Here is a 16165-nt window from a genome sequence, read left to right as displayed (position 1 = left end):
GAGCCGCACCGTCGACAGGAGGCCCACGTGCTCTACCGCAAGGGTGCTGACCCCGAGGCCCTCGAGCGCACCGCGCGAGAGCTGACCGCGTGCGCCGACGAGGTCGACGGCATCCGCGCCACCGGCACGCAGGCGCTCGCCGTGATCGGCCGGTCATGGGGCGGTGACGACGCCCGGGCCGCGCAGGAGGCGTGGCGTTCCACGGCGTCCGCGCTCCTCGCCCTCGGGGCCACCCTCGACTCGATGTCGAGGCGACTCACCGAGAACGCCCGCGGCCAACGGGGTGCCAGCGGCGAGGGTCACGTCGGTGCCCCCGGGGCGCCCTTCCAGCCGGGCCCGCCCCCGTGGCTTCCGTCCCCGTTCGGGGGGTCGTCCGTCGCCGGTGGAGGGCCCGTCGACGAGTCTGACGAGCCCGACTTCGCGGACGACGTGCGCGGAACCGAGCCGCACGACATCGACCTCGAGCTCGCCGAGCTGGCCAAGGGGGTGTACGACGGCGAGGGCACGCGGAACTTCGACCCCGTCAGCGGTGACGAGCTCCGGCAGCTCGGGATCGACCCCGCGTCCCTCACCGGACCCGGCGGCTTCCAGGCGAACGTCTACCGCGACGACGACGGCCGCTACGTCCTCGCCTTCGCGGGCACCGACCCGAAGAGCGTGAGCGACTGGGGGACCAACGCGCAGCAAGGTCTGGGTGGCCTCAGCAGCCAGCACCTCCAGGCCATCGGGCTCGCGCAGCACCTGGCCGCTGCGGTCGGCAGTGACGACATGGTCCTGACCGGGCACTCTCTGGGCGGCGGTCTCGCGAGCGCGGCGTCGGTCGCGACCGACGTCCCGGCCGTCACGTTCAACGCGGCCGGGGTGCACCCCAACACCGTGATCGCGGCCGCTGCCCTCGGGCACCAGACCCCCGGCCTCGACCAGGGCCAGGTGCGCAACTACCACGTGCGCGGCGAGATCCTCACGACGGTGCAGAACCCGCTCGGCTCCTTCGTCGACCACGCGCCCTTCATCGGTGACAGCGTCCTGCCCAACGCCCTCGGCACCCAGATCGCCCTCAACCCGGCGAAGGGACCCGATCTGCACCCGTCCCCGTGGTCCCTGGTCAGCCCGATCGCCGGTGTCGTCGACACGGCCGTCGACCTCGGCGGCTACGCGATCGGCCAGCACCAGGCGCCGTCGGTCGTCGAGGCGATGGAGGCCAGCGAGTACTTCGGCAAGAGCTGACCCGCACGAGACAGGGGAGCGTGCGAGCCCGAAGGGCCGAAGGCCGGCAGCCCCGGGTGTCACCCGAGGTCGAGGCGGTCGACCACGAGGTCGGCGATGGCGAGCGACGCCGTCGCCGCCGGCGACGGGGCGTTGCGGATGCACAGCACGGACCCGACCCGACTGAAGCGGAAGTCCTCCACGAGGGAGCCGTCCGGGTCCATCGCCTGCGCCCGCACGCCCGACCCGGCGGGCACGACGTCGGCGTCGGTGATCGCGGGCACGTAGCGCCTCGCGCGGGCGACGAAGGCGTGCTTGCTGACCGACCCCACGGCCTCGTGCACGCCGGTGCGGAGGTTGGCCCGCGCGAACCTGCGGAAGCCGGGCGAGGTCGCGAGCGCGCTGACCACCCGCAGGTCGACGTCGCGGCGGCGGTATCCCTCCCTCGCGGTCGCGAGCACGGCATTCGGCCCGAGCAGCACGCCGCCCCCGACCCGGCGCGTCAGGTGCACCCCGAGGAACGGGTAGCGCGGGTCGGGTACCGGGTAGACCAGGCCGCGCACGAGGTGGGTGGCCGACGGCGCCAGCGCGTGGTACTCGCCCCGGAAGGGCACGATCGCTGGGCTGGGCCCGTCACCGGCGAGGACGGCGAGCCGGTCGGCGTGCAGGCCTCCCGCGATGACGACGTGGTCGGCCCTGAGGTGGCGGCCGTCGGCGGCTCGCACCTCGACCTGCCCACCCGTCTGGTCGAGACCGGTCACCTCGAAGTGGGTGACGACCCGGGCGTCGCGGGCCACGGCGTCCTCGAGCATCGCTGCAGCGACGCGCGAGAAGTCGGTGATCGCCGTCGTGGGCGAGTGCAGCGCGGCCTGGCCGACCGCGTGGGGCTCCACCTCGCGCAGGGCGTCCGGGTCGAGCCAGCGCAGACCGGGCACCCCGTTCGCCTGCGCCCGCGCCTCGATGGCGCGCAGCCGGTCGACCTCGACGTCGCCGAGCGCGACCACGACCTTCCCGACCTCGTCGTAGGGAAGTCCCCGGTCACGGCAGTACGCGCGAAGGCGGCGCACCCCCTCCCGCGAGAGCGTCGCCTTCGCCGAACCCGGCGCGTAGTAGATGCCGGCGTGCACGACGCCGCTGTTGCGCGACGTCTGGTGCCGGGCCGGCGCCGCCTCCTTCTCGACGACCGTGACAGCGGGACGCGGGTCGGACAGCGTGAGCCGACGGGCCACCGCCGACCCGACGATGCCCCCGCCCACGACGACGACGTGCCGGCGCGTCACCCTGCGGCCGCGCGAGCGGCCTCGTCGGCCGCCTCGACGTCGGCGTCGGTGGGCCTCACGACGTGCGCGGCATACGGCTCGGGGTGCCGGCGGAGGTAGACCTTGATGTACGGGCAGAGCGCGACGATGCGCCGGCCCGAGGCGACGGTCGCAGACAGCGCGAAGTCGGCGAGCCGGCCGGCGAGGCCCCGTCCCTCGTACTCCGGGTCGACCTCGGTGTGAAAGAAGACGACGCGGTCGGCCTCATCACCTTCGGGGCCGTCGCCCGGGACGACCGCGTAGCTGGCGATGCCGATGACGCGGTCGCCGTCACGCAGCTCGAAGCGGCTGCGCTCGGGGTTGTCGAGCACCTCTGTCGCGGCTGCCCCGTCGTCGGTCGGATCGTTGTCGCCCTCACCCGTGCGCTCCGTCATCGCCCCAGCATGGCAGGGTGAGGGCATGGCGAAGTACTTCGACGTCCACCCGGTGGACCCCCAGCCCCGAGCCATCGGCCAGGCGGTCGAGATCCTGCGGAGCGGAGGCCTCATCGCCTACCCGACCGACTCCTGCTTCGCCCTGGGCTGCTCGCTCGACAACCCGGAGGGCAAGGAGCGCATCCTGCGCATCCGCCACCTCGACGACAAGCACCACTTCACGCTCGTGTGCTCGGACTTCGCACAGCTCGGCCAGTTCGTGCACCTGGACAACTCGGTGTTCCGCGCCATCAAGGCGGCGACGCCGGGGCCCTACACGTTCATCCTGCCGGCGACGAAGGAGGTGCCCCGGCGCCTGCTGCACGCGAAGAAGAAGACGGTGGGCGTCCGCATCCCAGAGCACCCCGTCGTGCGCGAGCTGCTCAAGGCCGTGGGCGAGCCGATCCTGTCGAGCACGCTGCTCATGCCCGACGACGATGAGCCGATGACCGAGGGCTGGGAGATCAAGGACCGCCTCGACCACGTCGTCGACGCCGTCATCGACTCGGGGGAGTGCGGTCTCGAGCCGACCACGGTGGTGGACTGGTCCGACGGCTACCCCGTCGTGACCCGGGTCGGCGCCGGCGACCCCAGCCCCTTCGAGTGAGCGCACAGCCCCGTCGCGCCCCTGTCGCGCCGGGGCGTGGTGCTGTTCAATCGGGCCATGAGCCAAGGCGCCCGTGACGTGATGCCGACCTCCGAGCCGACCTCAGAGCCCACCTCGGAGTCACCATCCGAGCCGCCGACTGCCGAGTCCCTGGGCTCGCTGCTGGCCGGGCTGGACCAGGCCGACCGCGAGACCCTGGAGCTGCGGCTCGAGCGTTGGTCGGACGACCTCGTGGCGGCGCTGAGGGTGCTCTATCCCGAGCAGGACGTCTCCGCCATCGCCGTGCGCCTCCTCGAACGGGCCGTCGAGGCGCACTCCGCGAGACCTCACGAGCTGCGCCGCCTCGACCAGCGGCGGCTGCTGCGCCCGGACTGGCTCCAGCAGCCGGAGATGTTCGGGTACGCCTGCTACGCCGACCGGTTCGCCGGTGACCTCAGGAGCTTCGGCGAGCGCCTCGACCACCTGCGCGACCTCGGCGTCACCTACCTGCACCTCATGCCGCTGCTGCAGCCGCGTGAGGGCGACAACGACGGCGGCTACGCCGTGCAGGACTACCGCACCGTGCGCCCGGACCTCGGCGACGTCGACGACCTGCGCGCGCTCGCGAGCGACCTTCGGGCAAACGGCATCTCGCTCGTGCTCGACCTCGTGCTCAACCACGTGGCCCGCGAGCACGAGTGGGCGCGACGGGCCCGGGCGGGGGAGTCGCGCTACCGGGACTACTTCCACGTCTACCCCGACCGCGTCATGCCCGACGCCTACGAACGCACGCTGCCCGAGATCTTCCCCGACTTCGCCCCCGGCAACTTCACCTGGGACGACGAGCTGGCCGGCTGGGTCTGGACGACGTTCAACGAGTGGCAGTGGGACGTCAACTGGTCCAACCCCGACGTGCTCGTCGAGTACGCCGACATCGTCCTCTACCTCGCGAACCTCGGCGTCGAGGTGCTGCGGCTCGACGCCATCGCCTTCACGTGGAAGCGGCTCGGGACGAACTGCCAGAACCAGCCAGAGGTGCACGCCGTCACGCAGGCGCTGCGCACGGTCGCACGCATCGCCTGCCCGGCCCTCGCCTTCAAGGCCGAGGCGATCGTCGGCCCCCGCGATCTCGTGCAGTACCTCGGGCAGGGCGAGCACGCCGGCCGGGTCAGCGACATCGCGTACCACAACAGCCTCATGGTGCAGGTCTGGTCGATGCTGGCGACGGGAAGCACGGGCCTGACGAAGCGGGCCCTGACGGCGCTGCCGCCGACCCCGCCGAGCGGAACCTGGATCTGCTACGTCCGCTGTCACGACGACATCGGATGGGCGATCGACGACGGCGACGCCGCTGCCGCCGGTCTCGACGGCTACGCCCACCGGCGCTTCCTCTCCGACTGGTACGCCGGCGACCACCCCGGGTCGTGGGCGCACGGGCTCGTCTTCCAGCACAACCCGGCGACCGGCGACAAACGCATCAGCGGCACCGCGGCATCCCTGGCGGGCCTCTCCGACGCCGCCGAGCGAGGCGATGCGACCGGCGTCGGGCTCGGACTGGCCCGCGTCTTCCTGGCGCACGCGGTCGTGGCAGGTTGGGGCGGCATACCCGTGGTGTGGAGCGGTGACGAGCTCGGGATGCCCAACGACCCGCACTGGGCGCAGGAGCCGGGCCACGAGGACGACAACCGCTGGGCGCACCGTGGGCGCATCGACTGGGCCCTCGCGTCGCACCGGGCCGACCTCGGCACCACGGCAGGGAAGGTGTTCCAGGGCCTGCGGCACCTGGCTGCGGTGCGCCGCACGCTTCCGCAGCTGCACGCGTCGGCGCAGACCCGGGTGGTGCTCGACACCGACGACGGTGTGCTGGCGATCGTCCGCACGCACCCGAGCGGCTCCATCGTCTGCGTCTACAACGTGACGCCGTCGTGGCAGACCGTGCCGGTGCACCTGTTCAGCGACGCCGGCATCACGCATGCCCACGACGCGCTGGGCGGCCACCCGGTCTTCGGTGACGCGCGCGGGCTCGCGTCGCTGAGTCCGTATGCCGCCTGGTGGGTCGTCGAGGCGCCCGCTGACGTCTCACGCGCCTGACCTTCCGACGCTCCTTGGTAAAGGTTGTGCGATAACCTTTAGCAAGGAGGTGGACAACGCATGGCTCCGGAATGGCCCGCTCTCGAGTCGCGCACGGTGCCGTGGCGACCCGTGGAGGGACTTCTCGAGGTGTCCCGCCGGGCCCAGCGCGCCAACCCGCGCAGCTACGAGGCGGCCGTCGTGCCGCCCATCGCGGACAGCAGCCTCGTGCTCGACGGGGACCTCGCGGCCGACCTCGACGAGGCCACCCGCCTGCTCGCGTCCTTCGACGCCGGGGGAGCGGGGGAGATCGCACCGTTCGCCTCCGTGCTGCTGCGGTCCGAGAGCGCTGCGAGCTCGCAGATCGAGAACCTCACGTCGTCGGCACGCGCGCTGGCCGAGGCCGAGATCGGCGAGGGCAACCGCGCGAACGCCGCCGTCATCCTCGGCAACGTCCGCACCATGCAGGCGGCCCTCGACCTCGCCGGCCGTCTCGACGAGGACGCCGTGCTCTCCATGCACCGGGCCCTGATGGCCCAGCAGACGCAGCACCCGGCCGGAAGGTGGCGCGACCAGCAGGTCTGGGTCGGCGGCTCCGCGCTGCACCCCGGCGACGCGCACTACGTGCCACCGGTCGCCGACGACGTCCCGGCCCTGATGGCCGACCTCGTCGCCTTCATGGACCGAGACGACCTGCCACCCCTCGCCCACGCGGCCCTGGCCCATGCCCAGTTCGAGACGATCCACCCGTTCACCGACGGCAACGGGCGCACCGGACGGGCCCTGCTGCACTCGGTGCTGCTGCACACCGGGGTGATCCACCGGGTCACCGTCCCGATCTCGGCGGGCCTGCTGGCCATCCGCGACGACTACGTCGACGCCCTCACGGCCTACCGCCGGGGGGACGCCGAGCCGATCCTGCGCTGTGTCGCCGAGGCCGCGCGCAGCGGCACCCACATCGGTGAACGCCTCGTGGCAGCGCTGCGTGAGGTGCGGGCCGAATGGGCCGAGCGCCTTACTGCGCGAGTCGGATCCACGTCGTGGTCGATGCTCGACCTCCTGCTGCGACAGCCTGTGGTCACGGCTCGCGTCGTCATGCGCGAGCTCGAGGTCTCCGCCCCCACCGCCCAGTCGGCCCTCCAGCGCCTCGTCGACGACGGCATCCTGCTCGAGTCCACCGGCCACCGGCGCAACCGCGTCTACCGTGCCCCCGCGGCGCTGCGGGCCCTCGACGCGTATGCCGCCGGGCTGGGCAGGCGCGCACGCTGACGGCCGGGGCGGGGGAGTGCGCCACGGATTACAATGGTCACGAATCCCCTTGTCTCACAATGGAATTCGCCGGTAATCGACATTATGATGTTTGCTCTTCGAGCCCCTCGAACGTCAGGTCCACCCAGGCGCCGTGCGGGTGGCAGGTCCCGAGCGTCACCGGTTCGAGCTCCCGGCCCTCCCGCCAGCGACGCAGCCCGAGCACCGTCCCGCCACCGTCGACTCCAGCCGGTGGCTCGATGCCGGGCGCGCAGCCGGGTGGCTCGGCGGAGAGCCACGACAGCACCTCGCAGTCGCCCGCGAGCGCGCGCACCTCGGCCTCGAGGTCGGACCGGCGCGAGGCGTCGACATAGGTGAGCGCCCACGAGCTGTGGACGAGCACGTGCGACTCCGCTCCGGCCTGCTCCCGGGTCAGGTCGACAGCTCGCCGCAGCCCGTCGACCAGGTCGTCGCGCAGCACCGTCGGCTGTTGCCCGCGGAGCAGGTCACGCGCGGCCCGGAAGCGCTCGATCCGGCCCGGCACCTCGGGCCAGAGACATGCCTCGAGCCACCGGACCGCCTCGTCGTCGGACAGGTCCACGGGCTCGAGGTCGACACCCACGCGCCCGCGCACCGGGGGCAGCTCGAGAGCACTGGTCCTGTGCGCCGCGGTGACGCCGGACCGGTCGTGGCCCACGCAGTGGACCGTCGAGCCCCGGTCTCCCAGTGCGAGCGACGGCCCCGAGGACGAGTCGACCCGCACGTCGTAGCGGTCGACGGCGAGGAGCAGGCCCGCGCTGGCGCCGAGCTCGACGAGGGCCAGCGGTCGACCGTGGCTGTCGAGCGAGGCCGCGACCAGGCCGAGGGCGACGTACACGGCTCGGTTGACCTCGTTGGTCTGGGTGCCGTGGGTCGCGATCTGCTGCAACACCTCGTCGCGATTCTCGACGACGGTGCGTCGCACGTCGCTCCACGGGTCCCCGGTCGGCGTGTGGTCCGGACCGACGACGCTTGGATACCACTGTGCGGCAGGGACATCGGGACGGCGGAGCACCAGGTCGTGGAGGGCGGCCAGCCACAGCACGGGTCGGGCCTGACCGGGTCTCGCGACGAGCAGCAGCGAGGCGAGGTCGCCGTCGTCGGCGAGGTGGCGGCAGAGGCTCGAGTAGAGCGGCAGGGCGGCATACTCGGCGGCGAACGCGGAGAACCGCTGCTGGATCCGGGCGAGCCGCTCGGCGTCGCCCGCCGCGCGGTCAGGCACCCGTGACCCCGTCGAGGCTCTCACGCACGAGGTCGGCGTGCCTGTTGTGGCGGGCGTACTCGCCGATGAGGTGGTGGCAGGGGAGACACAGCGAGGTGCTGCCGGCTGCGGTGCTCTCGCTCATCGGCGAGCTCCTCCGGTGACGGGCTGGTGCGTGGCAGAGGCCGGTTCGCGCTCGAGCAGCATGATCACCTCGTGGTGCGAGGTCTGCGGGAACATGTCGAAGAGCCGGGCGCGGCGCGCGGTGTAGGACGGCAGTCTGGCGAGGTCACGGGCGAGGCTGTCGACGTTGCAGCTGGAGTAGGTCACGTGGTCGGTGCCCGAGCACTCGATCCAGGCCGCGAGCTCGGGCCCGATGCCGCGACGTGGCGGGTTGACGACGACCATGGAGGTGCCGGCTCCGAGCACGTCCGGATCGAGCGCTGCCACGTCGGTCGCGTCGCCGGCGCGGAACCGAACGTCCGCGCCGCCCGGCGACGTCGTTCGGAGCCCCTGAGCGCTCAGCTCGGCACTGCGCACCGCCTCGGGCGACACCTCGACGCCGAGAACCCGGCGGGGTGGGCAGGAGACGCCGTCGGCGAGGTGCAGCGCGAACCCGCCCACACCGCAGTAGAGGTCGAGCACAGCGTCGGGGTGCACCTCGTGGGCCCAGTCCCGGGCCTGGCGGTAGAGGCCCGCAGCGACCGCGGTGTTCGTCTGGAAGAAGCTGTTGGGTCGCAGGTTGAGGGTGATCTCGTTGACGGGCATCTCGAGCAGACCCTGCTCGGTGAGCACGATCTCGGTGTCGCCCTCGAGGACGGCCTTGTGCTCGGGCTGGAGGTTGACCGAGACGACGCGCACCTCGGACAGGTGTTCGAGCAGCCGCGGGAGCCGCGACTCCAGCAGGGCCAGGTGCTTCTTCGAACGGAGCACGAGGCGCAGCATGACCTCACCGGTGGGGGAGAGGGTGAGGATGAGGTGCTTGAGCTCGCCGCGTCGGGCCGCCACGTCGTAGGGCTCCAGCCCGATCTCGTCGACGACGTCAGCCAGCCGGGGGATCAGCCGCTGGAGCGGTTCCTCGTGAAGACCGCAGGCCCGCAGGTCGACGCCGTGCGACTGCGGGTCGAGGATTCCGAGGGTGACCGCGCCGGCGCGGCCGCCGACGACGAGCTTCGCCTTGTTGCGGAAGGCGGACTCGCGGCTGGCGAACGGCTCGAGCCAGGTGAGGTCAGGGGCGACGGACGTCAGCGCCCGCTGACAGCGCTCGACCTTCTCCGCGAGCTGGACGGCATACGGCACGCCCATCAGGGCGCAGGAGCGGCAGCGTCCGGCGTCGTAGTAGTCGCACTGCACCGGGCAAGGCTACGGCTCGGCAGGCGCATCTAGGACCAGGGGTAGAGCGCCGAGGGGAGCCCGTCCGAACGTCGAAGTGACATAATGTCGATTATCGGCGTTATGCGGTCACCCGGGGCTCGTGCACCGGGAGGCCTGATGCGACCCTCCGCCCCTCGGCGAGGACGTCGGCGGCGATGTCGGGGTGTTCACGCATCCACGTCCAGCTGGTCGCGATGCGCACGAGCCCGACGGCGCGGTGGAAAGCCAGCGCGTGGCGCCGTTCGTCGTCGGGACGGTCGTCGAACAGCCGTGCCGCGTGCCGGCGCGCCAGCTCGTCACCGGGACCCCAGCTGCCGTCACGTCCCAGCACCCGGTCGACGGCCCACAGCCAGGCGCCGAAGTACGCCACGTCGTGCAGAGGATCCGCCATCTGCAACCGGTCGAAGTCGATGAGCACCAGGTCGGCCCCGTGCGCGATGAGGTTGCGCGGTGAGAAGTCGCCGTGGTTGACGACGAGGTGCTCGTCCTGCGGCATCGAGAGCTCGAGACGGGCCACCACCGACTCGACGTCGGCGCCGAGCCTGCCGCCGACGACGTCACCCTTGCGACGCAGCGACAGCAGCAGCTTGGCCGCGGTGCGCCGGCGTGGCACGACGACGCCGCTGCCGTTGAGATCCGCCAGCAGGCACGCCACGTCGGCCAGTCGCGACAGCGTGTCGTCCACGTCGGTGAGCGTGGCCAGCTGCTCACCCGCGACGAACGACATCCAGACCTCGTCGCGCGGCGCCTCTGCAACGGGCCGCGCGACGGGCTCTGGCATGGCCCGTGCGGGCCTCGAGGCACCGAACGGTGACGCCCAGAGGGCCTCCATCGCCGCGCGCACCTCGTCCGCCCCACCACGGGCGTACCGCTTGACGACGACGTCGCGTCCCTCGACACGGCGCCGCGCAACCACTCGCTCCGGATGGGTGGGGTTGAACACGTGTTCCACGGGAACCAGCCTCGCTCGTGCCGCGCGCCACCCGCCATCAGACCTTCGTCCTAGTCCCCCCGCCCAACCGTCGAGGGCCACGTCGCGCTGCCTGTTCCGCTAGGGCTCGAGCCGTGCGAGCCAGTCGCCCAGCACGCGCTCCAGCATCGAGCGCTCGGCCGGCGTCAGTCCTGCCAGCATCCGCTCGTCGCCCGCCATCACGTCGCCCAGCACGCGGTCGACGGCAGCGAGCCCGTTGGGCGTGAGCTGCACGTGGACCGTGCGCTTGTCGGGTTCCTCGCGCACGCGGTGGACCAGCCCGAGCCGCTCCATGGCCTGGACCCGCTGCGTCGTCGCGCCGGCCGTGACCCGGCACCGTCGCGTGAGCTCGCCGGCCGTGAGCCGGTGCGGCGACCCGGCGCGACGCAGCGTCCCGAGGACGTCGAGATGGCTCTGGTCGATCCCGAGCTCGGCCAGGACGCGGGCCCGGTTGTCGGTGGCGCGGGCCGCCAGGCGCCGCAGCGGTGTCAGCACCGCGATGGACGAGACGTCGACGTCGGGCCGTTCACGCTGCCAGGCCTCGACGATCTCTGCCACCCGCTCCCCCGGCACCTCGGTCACGACACATATTTTAGCGCTAAAGCACGCTCGGTGGGAAGCACTCCGCCCCCACGCGCCACTCCCCCGGCCGTGCACCCTACGAACCCTTGGCCGCGGGTTCGCACGTCCCGACGGCTCTCCGGGCGTCGGCTGAGCGCCGGTATGCCACCCGATGACGCGTGGACGCGGCGTGTTGGAGCCGCTCCCCGGTGCCGTCGCAGACACGTTGTGGGACGGTTGCGCCATGTCGCACGCCGTCGTCAACGCAGCCCGCCCGGAGACGCGGGAGCAGCGCGCCTGGTACTGGTACGACTGGGCCAACTCGGCCTACGTCACGACCACCGCGACGGTGCTCATGAGCCCCTACCTGACGTCGGTCGCCGAGGAGGCCGCGTGCCCCGGGCTGCCCGATGGCCAGGACTGCACCACGACGCTGTCGGTCCTCGGCATCCCCGTCGCGCCGGGCTCGCTGTGGTTCTTCACGGTGACGTTCACGACCATCCTGTCGGCGATCGTGCTCATCTTCATCGGGGCCATCGCCGACCGCAGCCCCCGCCCGACCCGGCTGTTCGGTGCGTTCGCCTGGGTGGGCGCCGCGGCGGCGAGCCTCATGTTCCTCGTCGCGGGCACGAACTGGCAGCTCGGCGCGGCCCTCGTCGTCGTGGCGGGCATCTGTCTCGGCGCCTCGCTCGTCATCTACGACTCGATCCTCGTGCGCATCGCCAACGAGAACGAACGCGACCGGGTCTCGTCTAAGGGATGGGCCTTCGGCTACCTGGGCGGCGGCATCCTGCTGGCACTCAACTTCGCACTCGACTTCTTCCACGAGGACCTGGGCCTCGACCGTGCGATGAGCACCCGCATCAGCATCCTCTCCGCGGGTCTGTGGTGGGCCGGCTTCACGCTCATCCCCTACCTCGGGCTGCGCCACCTCACCGGCACGGTGGAGACGCCCGTCGAGCGCTCGGCCGGCGTCCTCGGCGGCAGCATCGCGCAGCTGCGGAGCACCTTCCGCGACCTCGCGAACTACCCGCAGACGAAGCTGTTCCTGCTCGCCTACCTCTTCTTCAACGACGGCATCCAGACCGTCATCGGCAGCTCGAGCATCTACGGGTCGAAGGAGCTCGGCTTCTCCGAGACGACCGTGCTCGGGGTCTTCCTCTTCGTCCAGTTCGTCGCGTTCTTCGGCGCACGGCTCTTCGGTCGCGTGGCCGCGTCGGTCGGCGCGTGGCGCACCGTGCTCTACGGGATCGGCCTGTGGACCGTCGTCGTCGTCTTCGCCTTCCTCGTGCCGTCGAAGTCGCTCGTCATCTTCCTGGCCCTGGCGCTGCTCATCGGCATCGTCCTCGGCGGCACCCAGGCCCTGTCGCGCTCGCTCTACAGCCAGCTGATCCCGCGTGGTCGCGAGGCGGAGTACTTCAGCCTCTACCAGGCGATGGAACGCGGCACGAGCTGGTTCGGGACGCTCATCTTCGGGCTGGTCTACCAGGTCACCCTCAGCTACCGCTGGGCCATCATCGCGCTGATCATCTTCTTCGCCATCGGGGGCCTGCTGCTCTCCCGGGTGCGCATGCGCGAGGGCATCGAACAGGCCGGCAACCCGGTCCCGGCCGTCATCTGAGACTCACCTACAATCCGGCGCGGTCCGGGGAACAAGTCAACCGTTTCGCTCGTTCAAGCGTCTGTGAGGGTATGACACCAACGGGTGTCACAGCGGCAGAAGTCCTGGAGGGGTCCACATGGCCGATCGAGCACTACGCGGTTCCAACCTCGGCGCGAGGAGCATGGAATCCGACGAGAACGTCGTCCCGAGTGAGCGCCAGCTCACCGTGTACGTCTGCCCTGACGGCCACCGCACGGAGCTTCCCTTCTCCATCGAGGCCGACGTGCCCGCCACCTGGGAGTGCCGTTGCGGCCTCGACGCCAGGCTGCAGGGTGGCCCCGAGCCGGAGGCCAAGGCCGTCAAGCACCAGCGCACCCACTGGGACATGCTGCTCGAGCGCCGGTCCATCCCCGAGCTCGAGGAGCTTCTGGAGGAGCGCCTGACGCTCCTGCGCGAGTCGCGTGGCGAGAAGCCGCGCCGCCGCAAGAGCGCCTGACAGACGTACCACCGAGAAGCCCGTCCCGTTCGTGGGGGCGGGCTTCTCGTCTACCCGCGGGCCTCTCCCCCCACCGCCGCCTCCACGTTCGAGGGAACGCTCCGTATGCGTACGGAGCGTTCTCCCGGTCGAAGGAGGGGTGGGGGTGGGGCGCGGCACAGCGGCGCCGGGTGCGGGTCAGTCCTCGTCGATGATCTCGCCCTCGACGACCTCGTCGCTCGAGGTCGACCGGCGCGGGCCCCGGGGGGTCTGCGACTCCCAGCCGGGCTGACCGGTCACTGCCGGTCCGGTGAAGCGCTCGGTCTGGGCGAGGAGGCGGCGCGAGATGACCGCTGCGAGCATGCTGCGGGCGACGGGCCGCGTGAACGGCAGCACGAGCAGCAGGCCCAGCACGTCGGTGACGAAGCCCGGGGCGAGCAGGAGGCTGCCGCCGACGAGCACCACCACGCCGTCGGCGATCTCGCGGGCGGGCATGCGGCCGCTGCGCACGGCCTGCTCCAGCGCACGCCAGGCGCGGCCGCCCTCGCGGCGGATCAGCCACGCGCCGAGCAGCGACGTCGCCACGAGGAGCAGGAACGTGGGCCACCCACCGATGGCCTGCCCGACCGCGACGACCACCACGATCTCGATGATCGGCAGCACCAGCAGGGCCACGAGCGCGAGCCGCGTGAGCCGCACCCGTCGCGCTCGGGGGGACCCGGGAGCCGTGGTCATGAGCGGTCACCGACGGGTTCGCGGCGACGCGCCTTCTGCGCTGCGGAGCGCAGCTGGCCGACGCGGTGCTCGACACCCCAACGGGTCACGCTCGTCAGGGCCTCGCGGACGATGTCTTTGCCCATCTTCGACACCCCCACCTCACGCTCGACGAACGTGATCGGCACCTCGACGACTGTCAGGCCCGCTCGGATCGCGCGGAGGGTCAGGTCGATCTGGAAGCAGTAGCCCTGCGACTCGACACCCTGCAGGCCCATGGTGCGCAGGGCGCTGGCCCGGTAGACGCGGTATCCGGCCGTGGCGTCGTTCACTGCCATCCCGAGCATGACCTTGGTGTAGATGTTGGCCCCGACCGAGAGCACCTTGCGGTGGACCGGCCAGTTGTGCACCTCTCCCCCGCGCACCCAGCGCGCCCCGATGACGACGTCGGCCTCGCCGAGGGCCGCCAGCAGCGACGGGAGCTGTTCGGGCAGGTGCGAGCCGTCGGCGTCCATCTCGACCGCGGCGTCGTAGCCACGCTCGAGCACGATCGCGAAGCCTGCGAGGTACGCCTTGCCGAGGCCCTCCTTGCCGGCCCGGTGCACGACGTGCACCTGGGGGTCGGCGGCGGCGACGGCGTCGGCGACCTGGCCGGTGCCGTCGGGAGAGGCGTCGTCGAGCACGAAGACGTCGACCGACGGGGCGCTCGCACGCACCCGGGTGACGATTCCCGGCAGGTTGTCCCGCTCGTTGTACGTCGGGATGAGCACGGCCACCCTGCTCACCGGCTCACGCTGCGTCGTCGTCATCCTCTTCCTTCGTCGTGTGTCGCACCGGTCGCTGCTCGGGGCGTCCGCGGCGGACGCCGAGGGCCAGCATCGCCAGCAGTGCGGCGGCGGCGACCCATTCGGGGGCCTCACCGACCCGGGTCGCCGGTGTCGTGGCGTCCCGCAATGGTAGGGCCCCACGAACGACCGCCTGCGTGAACAACGACGTGACCTGGTGGGCGGTTCCATCAGGCGTGATGAGGGCGCTCTGGCCCACCGTCGAGACGTGCACCACCGAGCGGCCGAACTCGATGGCGCGCAGCCGGCTGATGGCGAGCTGCTGGGGCGACTCGGCGGTGAAGCCGAACGTCGCGTTGTTCGTCTGCACGACCAGCACGTTGGCGCCGGTCTGCACGGCGTCGCGCATGATGTCGTCGTAGGCGACCTCGAAGCAGATCGCCAGACCCGCCCGGATCGACTGCCCGCTCGGCGTCGACACGCGGAAGACGCCCGCGGCGGGCCCGGGCACGAAGTCGTTGCGGACGAGGTCGACCTCCTTGCTGAAGCTGCGCCAGAAGGACCGGTTCGGGATGTACTCGGCGAACGGCACCGGGTGGCGCTTCACGTAGCGGTCGGTGTTGCCCTTGCCCGGCTCGAAGAGCAGTGCGACGTTCGACACGAACCCCACGGGTTCCTCGAGCAGGCCGCCGACGATGAGCGGACGCTGGAGCGCCTCGACCGTCTGGAGGATCAGCGCCTTCGCGTCGGCGTTGCGCAGCGGGTCGATGTCCGAGGCGTTCTCGGGCCACACGACGAGGTCGGGCGCCGGCGCCCGGCCGGCGGTCACGTCCTGCTGCGCCCTGAGCGTCGCGGCGACGTGGTTGTCGAGGACCTGGCGACGCTCCGCGTTGAAGTCCAGCCCCGGCCGCGCGACGTTGCCCTGCACCCCGAGGAACTGTGCGGTCGGACCGTCGGTGGGCAGCGGCACGGCGAGTCCGGCAAGACCGAGCACCACCGCAGCGGCCACGGGCAGCGTGACGGTGCGTGACGGCACACGCGATGGGTGTGGACGGGAGGCGAGAGCCCGGTGCACCGCGAGGGCGAGGAGCGCTCCGGCGAGGGCGACGACGAAGCCCACGAAGGGGGCGCCCCCGAGCGCGACGAGACGCCCGAACGGTGAGTCGGCCTGTCCGAAGGCGATCTTCAACCAGGGGAACCCGCCGTAGGGGGCCCGCGCCCGGAAACCCTCGGTCACGACCCAGACGAGGGCGAACGCGAGCGGACGCACCCGACCGTCGCGGCAGAGCCACCCGACGAGCGAGCCTGCAAGCCCGAGGAACAGCGACTCCAGCGTGGCCAGCGCGACCCACGGCACCGCACCGACGTAGATGCCCGACCAGCTGAGGGTCGGCACGAAGAAGACGAGGCCGCCGCCGAACCCGAGCCCGAACCCGCGGCGCGCCCCTGCCCCCGACCAGGCCCACGACCACAGACCGAGCGCGAGCGGCGCGGCAACCCACACGTCGAACGTCGGGAACGCGAAGCAGAGGAGCCCGCCCGCGAGCAGGGACACGAGGAGACGCCGCACGGGGTTCACCGTATGCCGTGCGGTCGGGTCG

16 protein-coding genes are annotated in these 16165 nt (G+C 71.8%); 6 read left to right on the top strand and 10 right to left on the bottom strand.

The features are described from left to right. Window positions 1-27 precede the first annotated feature (27 nt). On the top strand, window positions 28-1227 hold the full coding sequence (locus ACFQ2V_RS06095) for an Mbeg1-like protein (RefSeq protein WP_386051705.1): 1200 nt from the start codon (window positions 28-30) through the stop codon (window positions 1225-1227). 59 nt (window positions 1228-1286) lie between these two features. On the opposite strand, the gene lhgO is transcribed toward ACFQ2V_RS06095, so the two are convergent. Both lhgO and ACFQ2V_RS06085 read right to left on the bottom strand, forming a co-directional pair. Next, window positions 1287-2486 carry an L-2-hydroxyglutarate oxidase gene (gene lhgO, locus ACFQ2V_RS06090; RefSeq protein ID WP_386051704.1) on the bottom strand — a complete coding sequence of 400 codons (1200 nt, stop codon included), beginning with the start codon at window positions 2484-2486 and terminating at the stop codon, window positions 1287-1289. After that, window positions 2483-2899: a GNAT family N-acetyltransferase gene (locus tag ACFQ2V_RS06085; RefSeq protein WP_386051703.1), complete on the bottom strand. Its 417-nt coding sequence runs from the start codon at window positions 2897-2899 to the stop codon at window positions 2483-2485. The genes lhgO and ACFQ2V_RS06085 overlap by 4 nt, the downstream gene beginning before the upstream one ends. Before the next feature lie 25 nt (window positions 2900-2924). Here ACFQ2V_RS06085 and ACFQ2V_RS06080 point away from each other — a divergent pair, with 25 nt between their 5' ends. Genes ACFQ2V_RS06080 through ACFQ2V_RS06070 form a run of 3 tightly spaced genes read left to right on the top strand, consistent with a single transcriptional unit; the run spans window position 2925 to window position 6863 of the window. Continuing rightward, a complete protein-coding gene (locus ACFQ2V_RS06080; RefSeq protein WP_386051701.1) occupies window positions 2925-3545 on the top strand; it encodes an L-threonylcarbamoyladenylate synthase in 621 nt (206 codons plus the stop codon). Window positions 3546-3602: 57 nt separating this feature from the next. Next, a complete protein-coding gene (locus ACFQ2V_RS06075; protein ID WP_386051699.1) occupies window positions 3603-5615 on the top strand; it encodes an alpha-amylase family protein in 2013 nt (670 codons plus the stop codon). A 60-nt stretch (window positions 5616-5675) separates the two neighbouring features. Further along, window positions 5676-6863 carry a Fic family protein gene (locus tag ACFQ2V_RS06070; protein ID WP_386051697.1) on the top strand — a complete coding sequence of 396 codons (1188 nt, stop codon included), beginning with the start codon at window positions 5676-5678 and terminating at the stop codon, window positions 6861-6863. Between the two features lie 82 nt (window positions 6864-6945). On the opposite strand, the gene ACFQ2V_RS06065 is transcribed toward ACFQ2V_RS06070, so the two are convergent. The 5 genes from ACFQ2V_RS06065 to ACFQ2V_RS06045 form a co-directional block, all read right to left on the bottom strand. Continuing rightward, window positions 6946-8103: a DUF2332 domain-containing protein gene (locus tag ACFQ2V_RS06065; RefSeq protein WP_386051695.1), complete on the bottom strand. Its 1158-nt coding sequence runs from the start codon at window positions 8101-8103 to the stop codon at window positions 6946-6948. Next, a complete protein-coding gene (locus ACFQ2V_RS06060) occupies window positions 8096-8227 on the bottom strand; it encodes a mycothiol transferase (RefSeq protein WP_386051694.1) in 132 nt (43 codons plus the stop codon). The genes ACFQ2V_RS06065 and ACFQ2V_RS06060 overlap by 8 nt, the downstream gene beginning before the upstream one ends. Next, entirely contained in the window at window positions 8224-9435 is a 1212-nt protein-coding gene (locus ACFQ2V_RS06055; protein ID WP_386051692.1) for a methyltransferase domain-containing protein, read from the bottom strand. Before ACFQ2V_RS06055 ends, ACFQ2V_RS06060 begins: the two co-directional genes overlap by 4 nt. Window positions 9436-9535: 100 nt before the next feature. Continuing rightward, on the bottom strand, window positions 9536-10408 hold the full coding sequence (locus ACFQ2V_RS06050; protein WP_386051691.1) for a phosphotransferase: 873 nt from the start codon (window positions 10406-10408) through the stop codon (window positions 9536-9538). Window positions 10409-10507: 99 nt separating this feature from the next. Next, window positions 10508-11008, bottom strand: a complete 501-nt coding sequence (locus ACFQ2V_RS06045) for a MarR family winged helix-turn-helix transcriptional regulator (RefSeq protein ID WP_386051689.1) — start codon at window positions 11006-11008, stop codon at window positions 10508-10510. 223 nt (window positions 11009-11231) lie between these two features. Here ACFQ2V_RS06045 and ACFQ2V_RS06040 point away from each other — a divergent pair, with 223 nt between their 5' ends. Both ACFQ2V_RS06040 and ACFQ2V_RS06035 read left to right on the top strand, forming a co-directional pair. Beyond that, window positions 11232-12608, top strand: a complete 1377-nt coding sequence (locus tag ACFQ2V_RS06040; protein WP_386051688.1) for an MFS transporter — start codon at window positions 11232-11234, stop codon at window positions 12606-12608. 118 nt (window positions 12609-12726) lie between these two features. Beyond that, window positions 12727-13086, top strand: coding sequence for an RNA polymerase-binding protein RbpA (locus ACFQ2V_RS06035; RefSeq protein WP_386051686.1), 360 nt, complete (start codon window positions 12727-12729; stop codon window positions 13084-13086). Between the two features lie 177 nt (window positions 13087-13263). On the opposite strand, the gene ACFQ2V_RS06030 is transcribed toward ACFQ2V_RS06035, so the two are convergent. The 3 genes from ACFQ2V_RS06030 to lnt are packed head-to-tail and all read right to left on the bottom strand — an operon-like array spanning window position 13264 to window position 16134. Beyond that, window positions 13264-13800 (bottom strand): FxsA family protein, encoded by a 537-nt coding sequence (locus tag ACFQ2V_RS06030; RefSeq protein WP_386051684.1) that lies wholly within the window; start codon window positions 13798-13800, stop codon window positions 13264-13266. Then, the gene (locus ACFQ2V_RS06025) at window positions 13797-14588 is read right to left on the bottom strand and encodes a polyprenol monophosphomannose synthase (protein WP_386051682.1); all 792 of its coding nucleotides are present in this window, start codon (window positions 14586-14588) and stop codon (window positions 13797-13799) included. Before ACFQ2V_RS06025 ends, ACFQ2V_RS06030 begins: the two co-directional genes overlap by 4 nt. Beyond that, window positions 14569-16134 (bottom strand): apolipoprotein N-acyltransferase, encoded by a 1566-nt coding sequence (gene lnt, locus ACFQ2V_RS06020; protein WP_386051680.1) that lies wholly within the window; start codon window positions 16132-16134, stop codon window positions 14569-14571. Before lnt ends, ACFQ2V_RS06025 begins: the two co-directional genes overlap by 20 nt. Window positions 16135-16165: the final 31 nt, after the last annotated feature.

It is taken from the genome of Terrabacter terrigena (assembly GCF_042676085.1).
GTDB lineage: Bacteria > Actinomycetota > Actinomycetes > Actinomycetales > Dermatophilaceae > Terrabacter > Terrabacter terrigena.
The sequence above is the reverse complement of the archived record's forward strand: the minus strand, read 5'-3'. Positions and strand labels throughout refer to the sequence as shown.

What these genes read in the sequence shown, in the direction of transcription:
- ACFQ2V_RS06085 (WP_386051703.1), bottom strand. Translation starts at nt 2,899, where the DNA reads ATGACGGAGCGCACGGGTGAGGGCGACAACGATCCGACCGACGACGGG.
- ACFQ2V_RS06080 (WP_386051701.1), top strand. Translation starts at nt 2,925, where the DNA reads ATGGCGAAGTACTTCGACGTCCACCCGGTGGACCCCCAGCCCCGAGCC.
- ACFQ2V_RS06075 (WP_386051699.1), top strand. Translation starts at nt 3,603, where the DNA reads ATGAGCCAAGGCGCCCGTGACGTGATGCCGACCTCCGAGCCGACCTCA.
- ACFQ2V_RS06070 (WP_386051697.1), top strand. Translation starts at nt 5,676, where the DNA reads ATGGCTCCGGAATGGCCCGCTCTCGAGTCGCGCACGGTGCCGTGGCGA.
- ACFQ2V_RS06060 (WP_386051694.1), bottom strand. Translation starts at nt 8,227, where the DNA reads ATGAGCGAGAGCACCGCAGCCGGCAGCACCTCGCTGTGTCTCCCCTGC.
- ACFQ2V_RS06040 (WP_386051688.1), top strand. Translation starts at nt 11,232, where the DNA reads ATGTCGCACGCCGTCGTCAACGCAGCCCGCCCGGAGACGCGGGAGCAG.
- ACFQ2V_RS06035 (WP_386051686.1), top strand. Translation starts at nt 12,727, where the DNA reads ATGGCCGATCGAGCACTACGCGGTTCCAACCTCGGCGCGAGGAGCATG.
- ACFQ2V_RS06030 (WP_386051684.1), bottom strand. Translation starts at nt 13,800, where the DNA reads ATGACCACGGCTCCCGGGTCCCCCCGAGCGCGACGGGTGCGGCTCACG.
- ACFQ2V_RS06025 (WP_386051682.1), bottom strand. Translation starts at nt 14,588, where the DNA reads ATGACGACGACGCAGCGTGAGCCGGTGAGCAGGGTGGCCGTGCTCATC.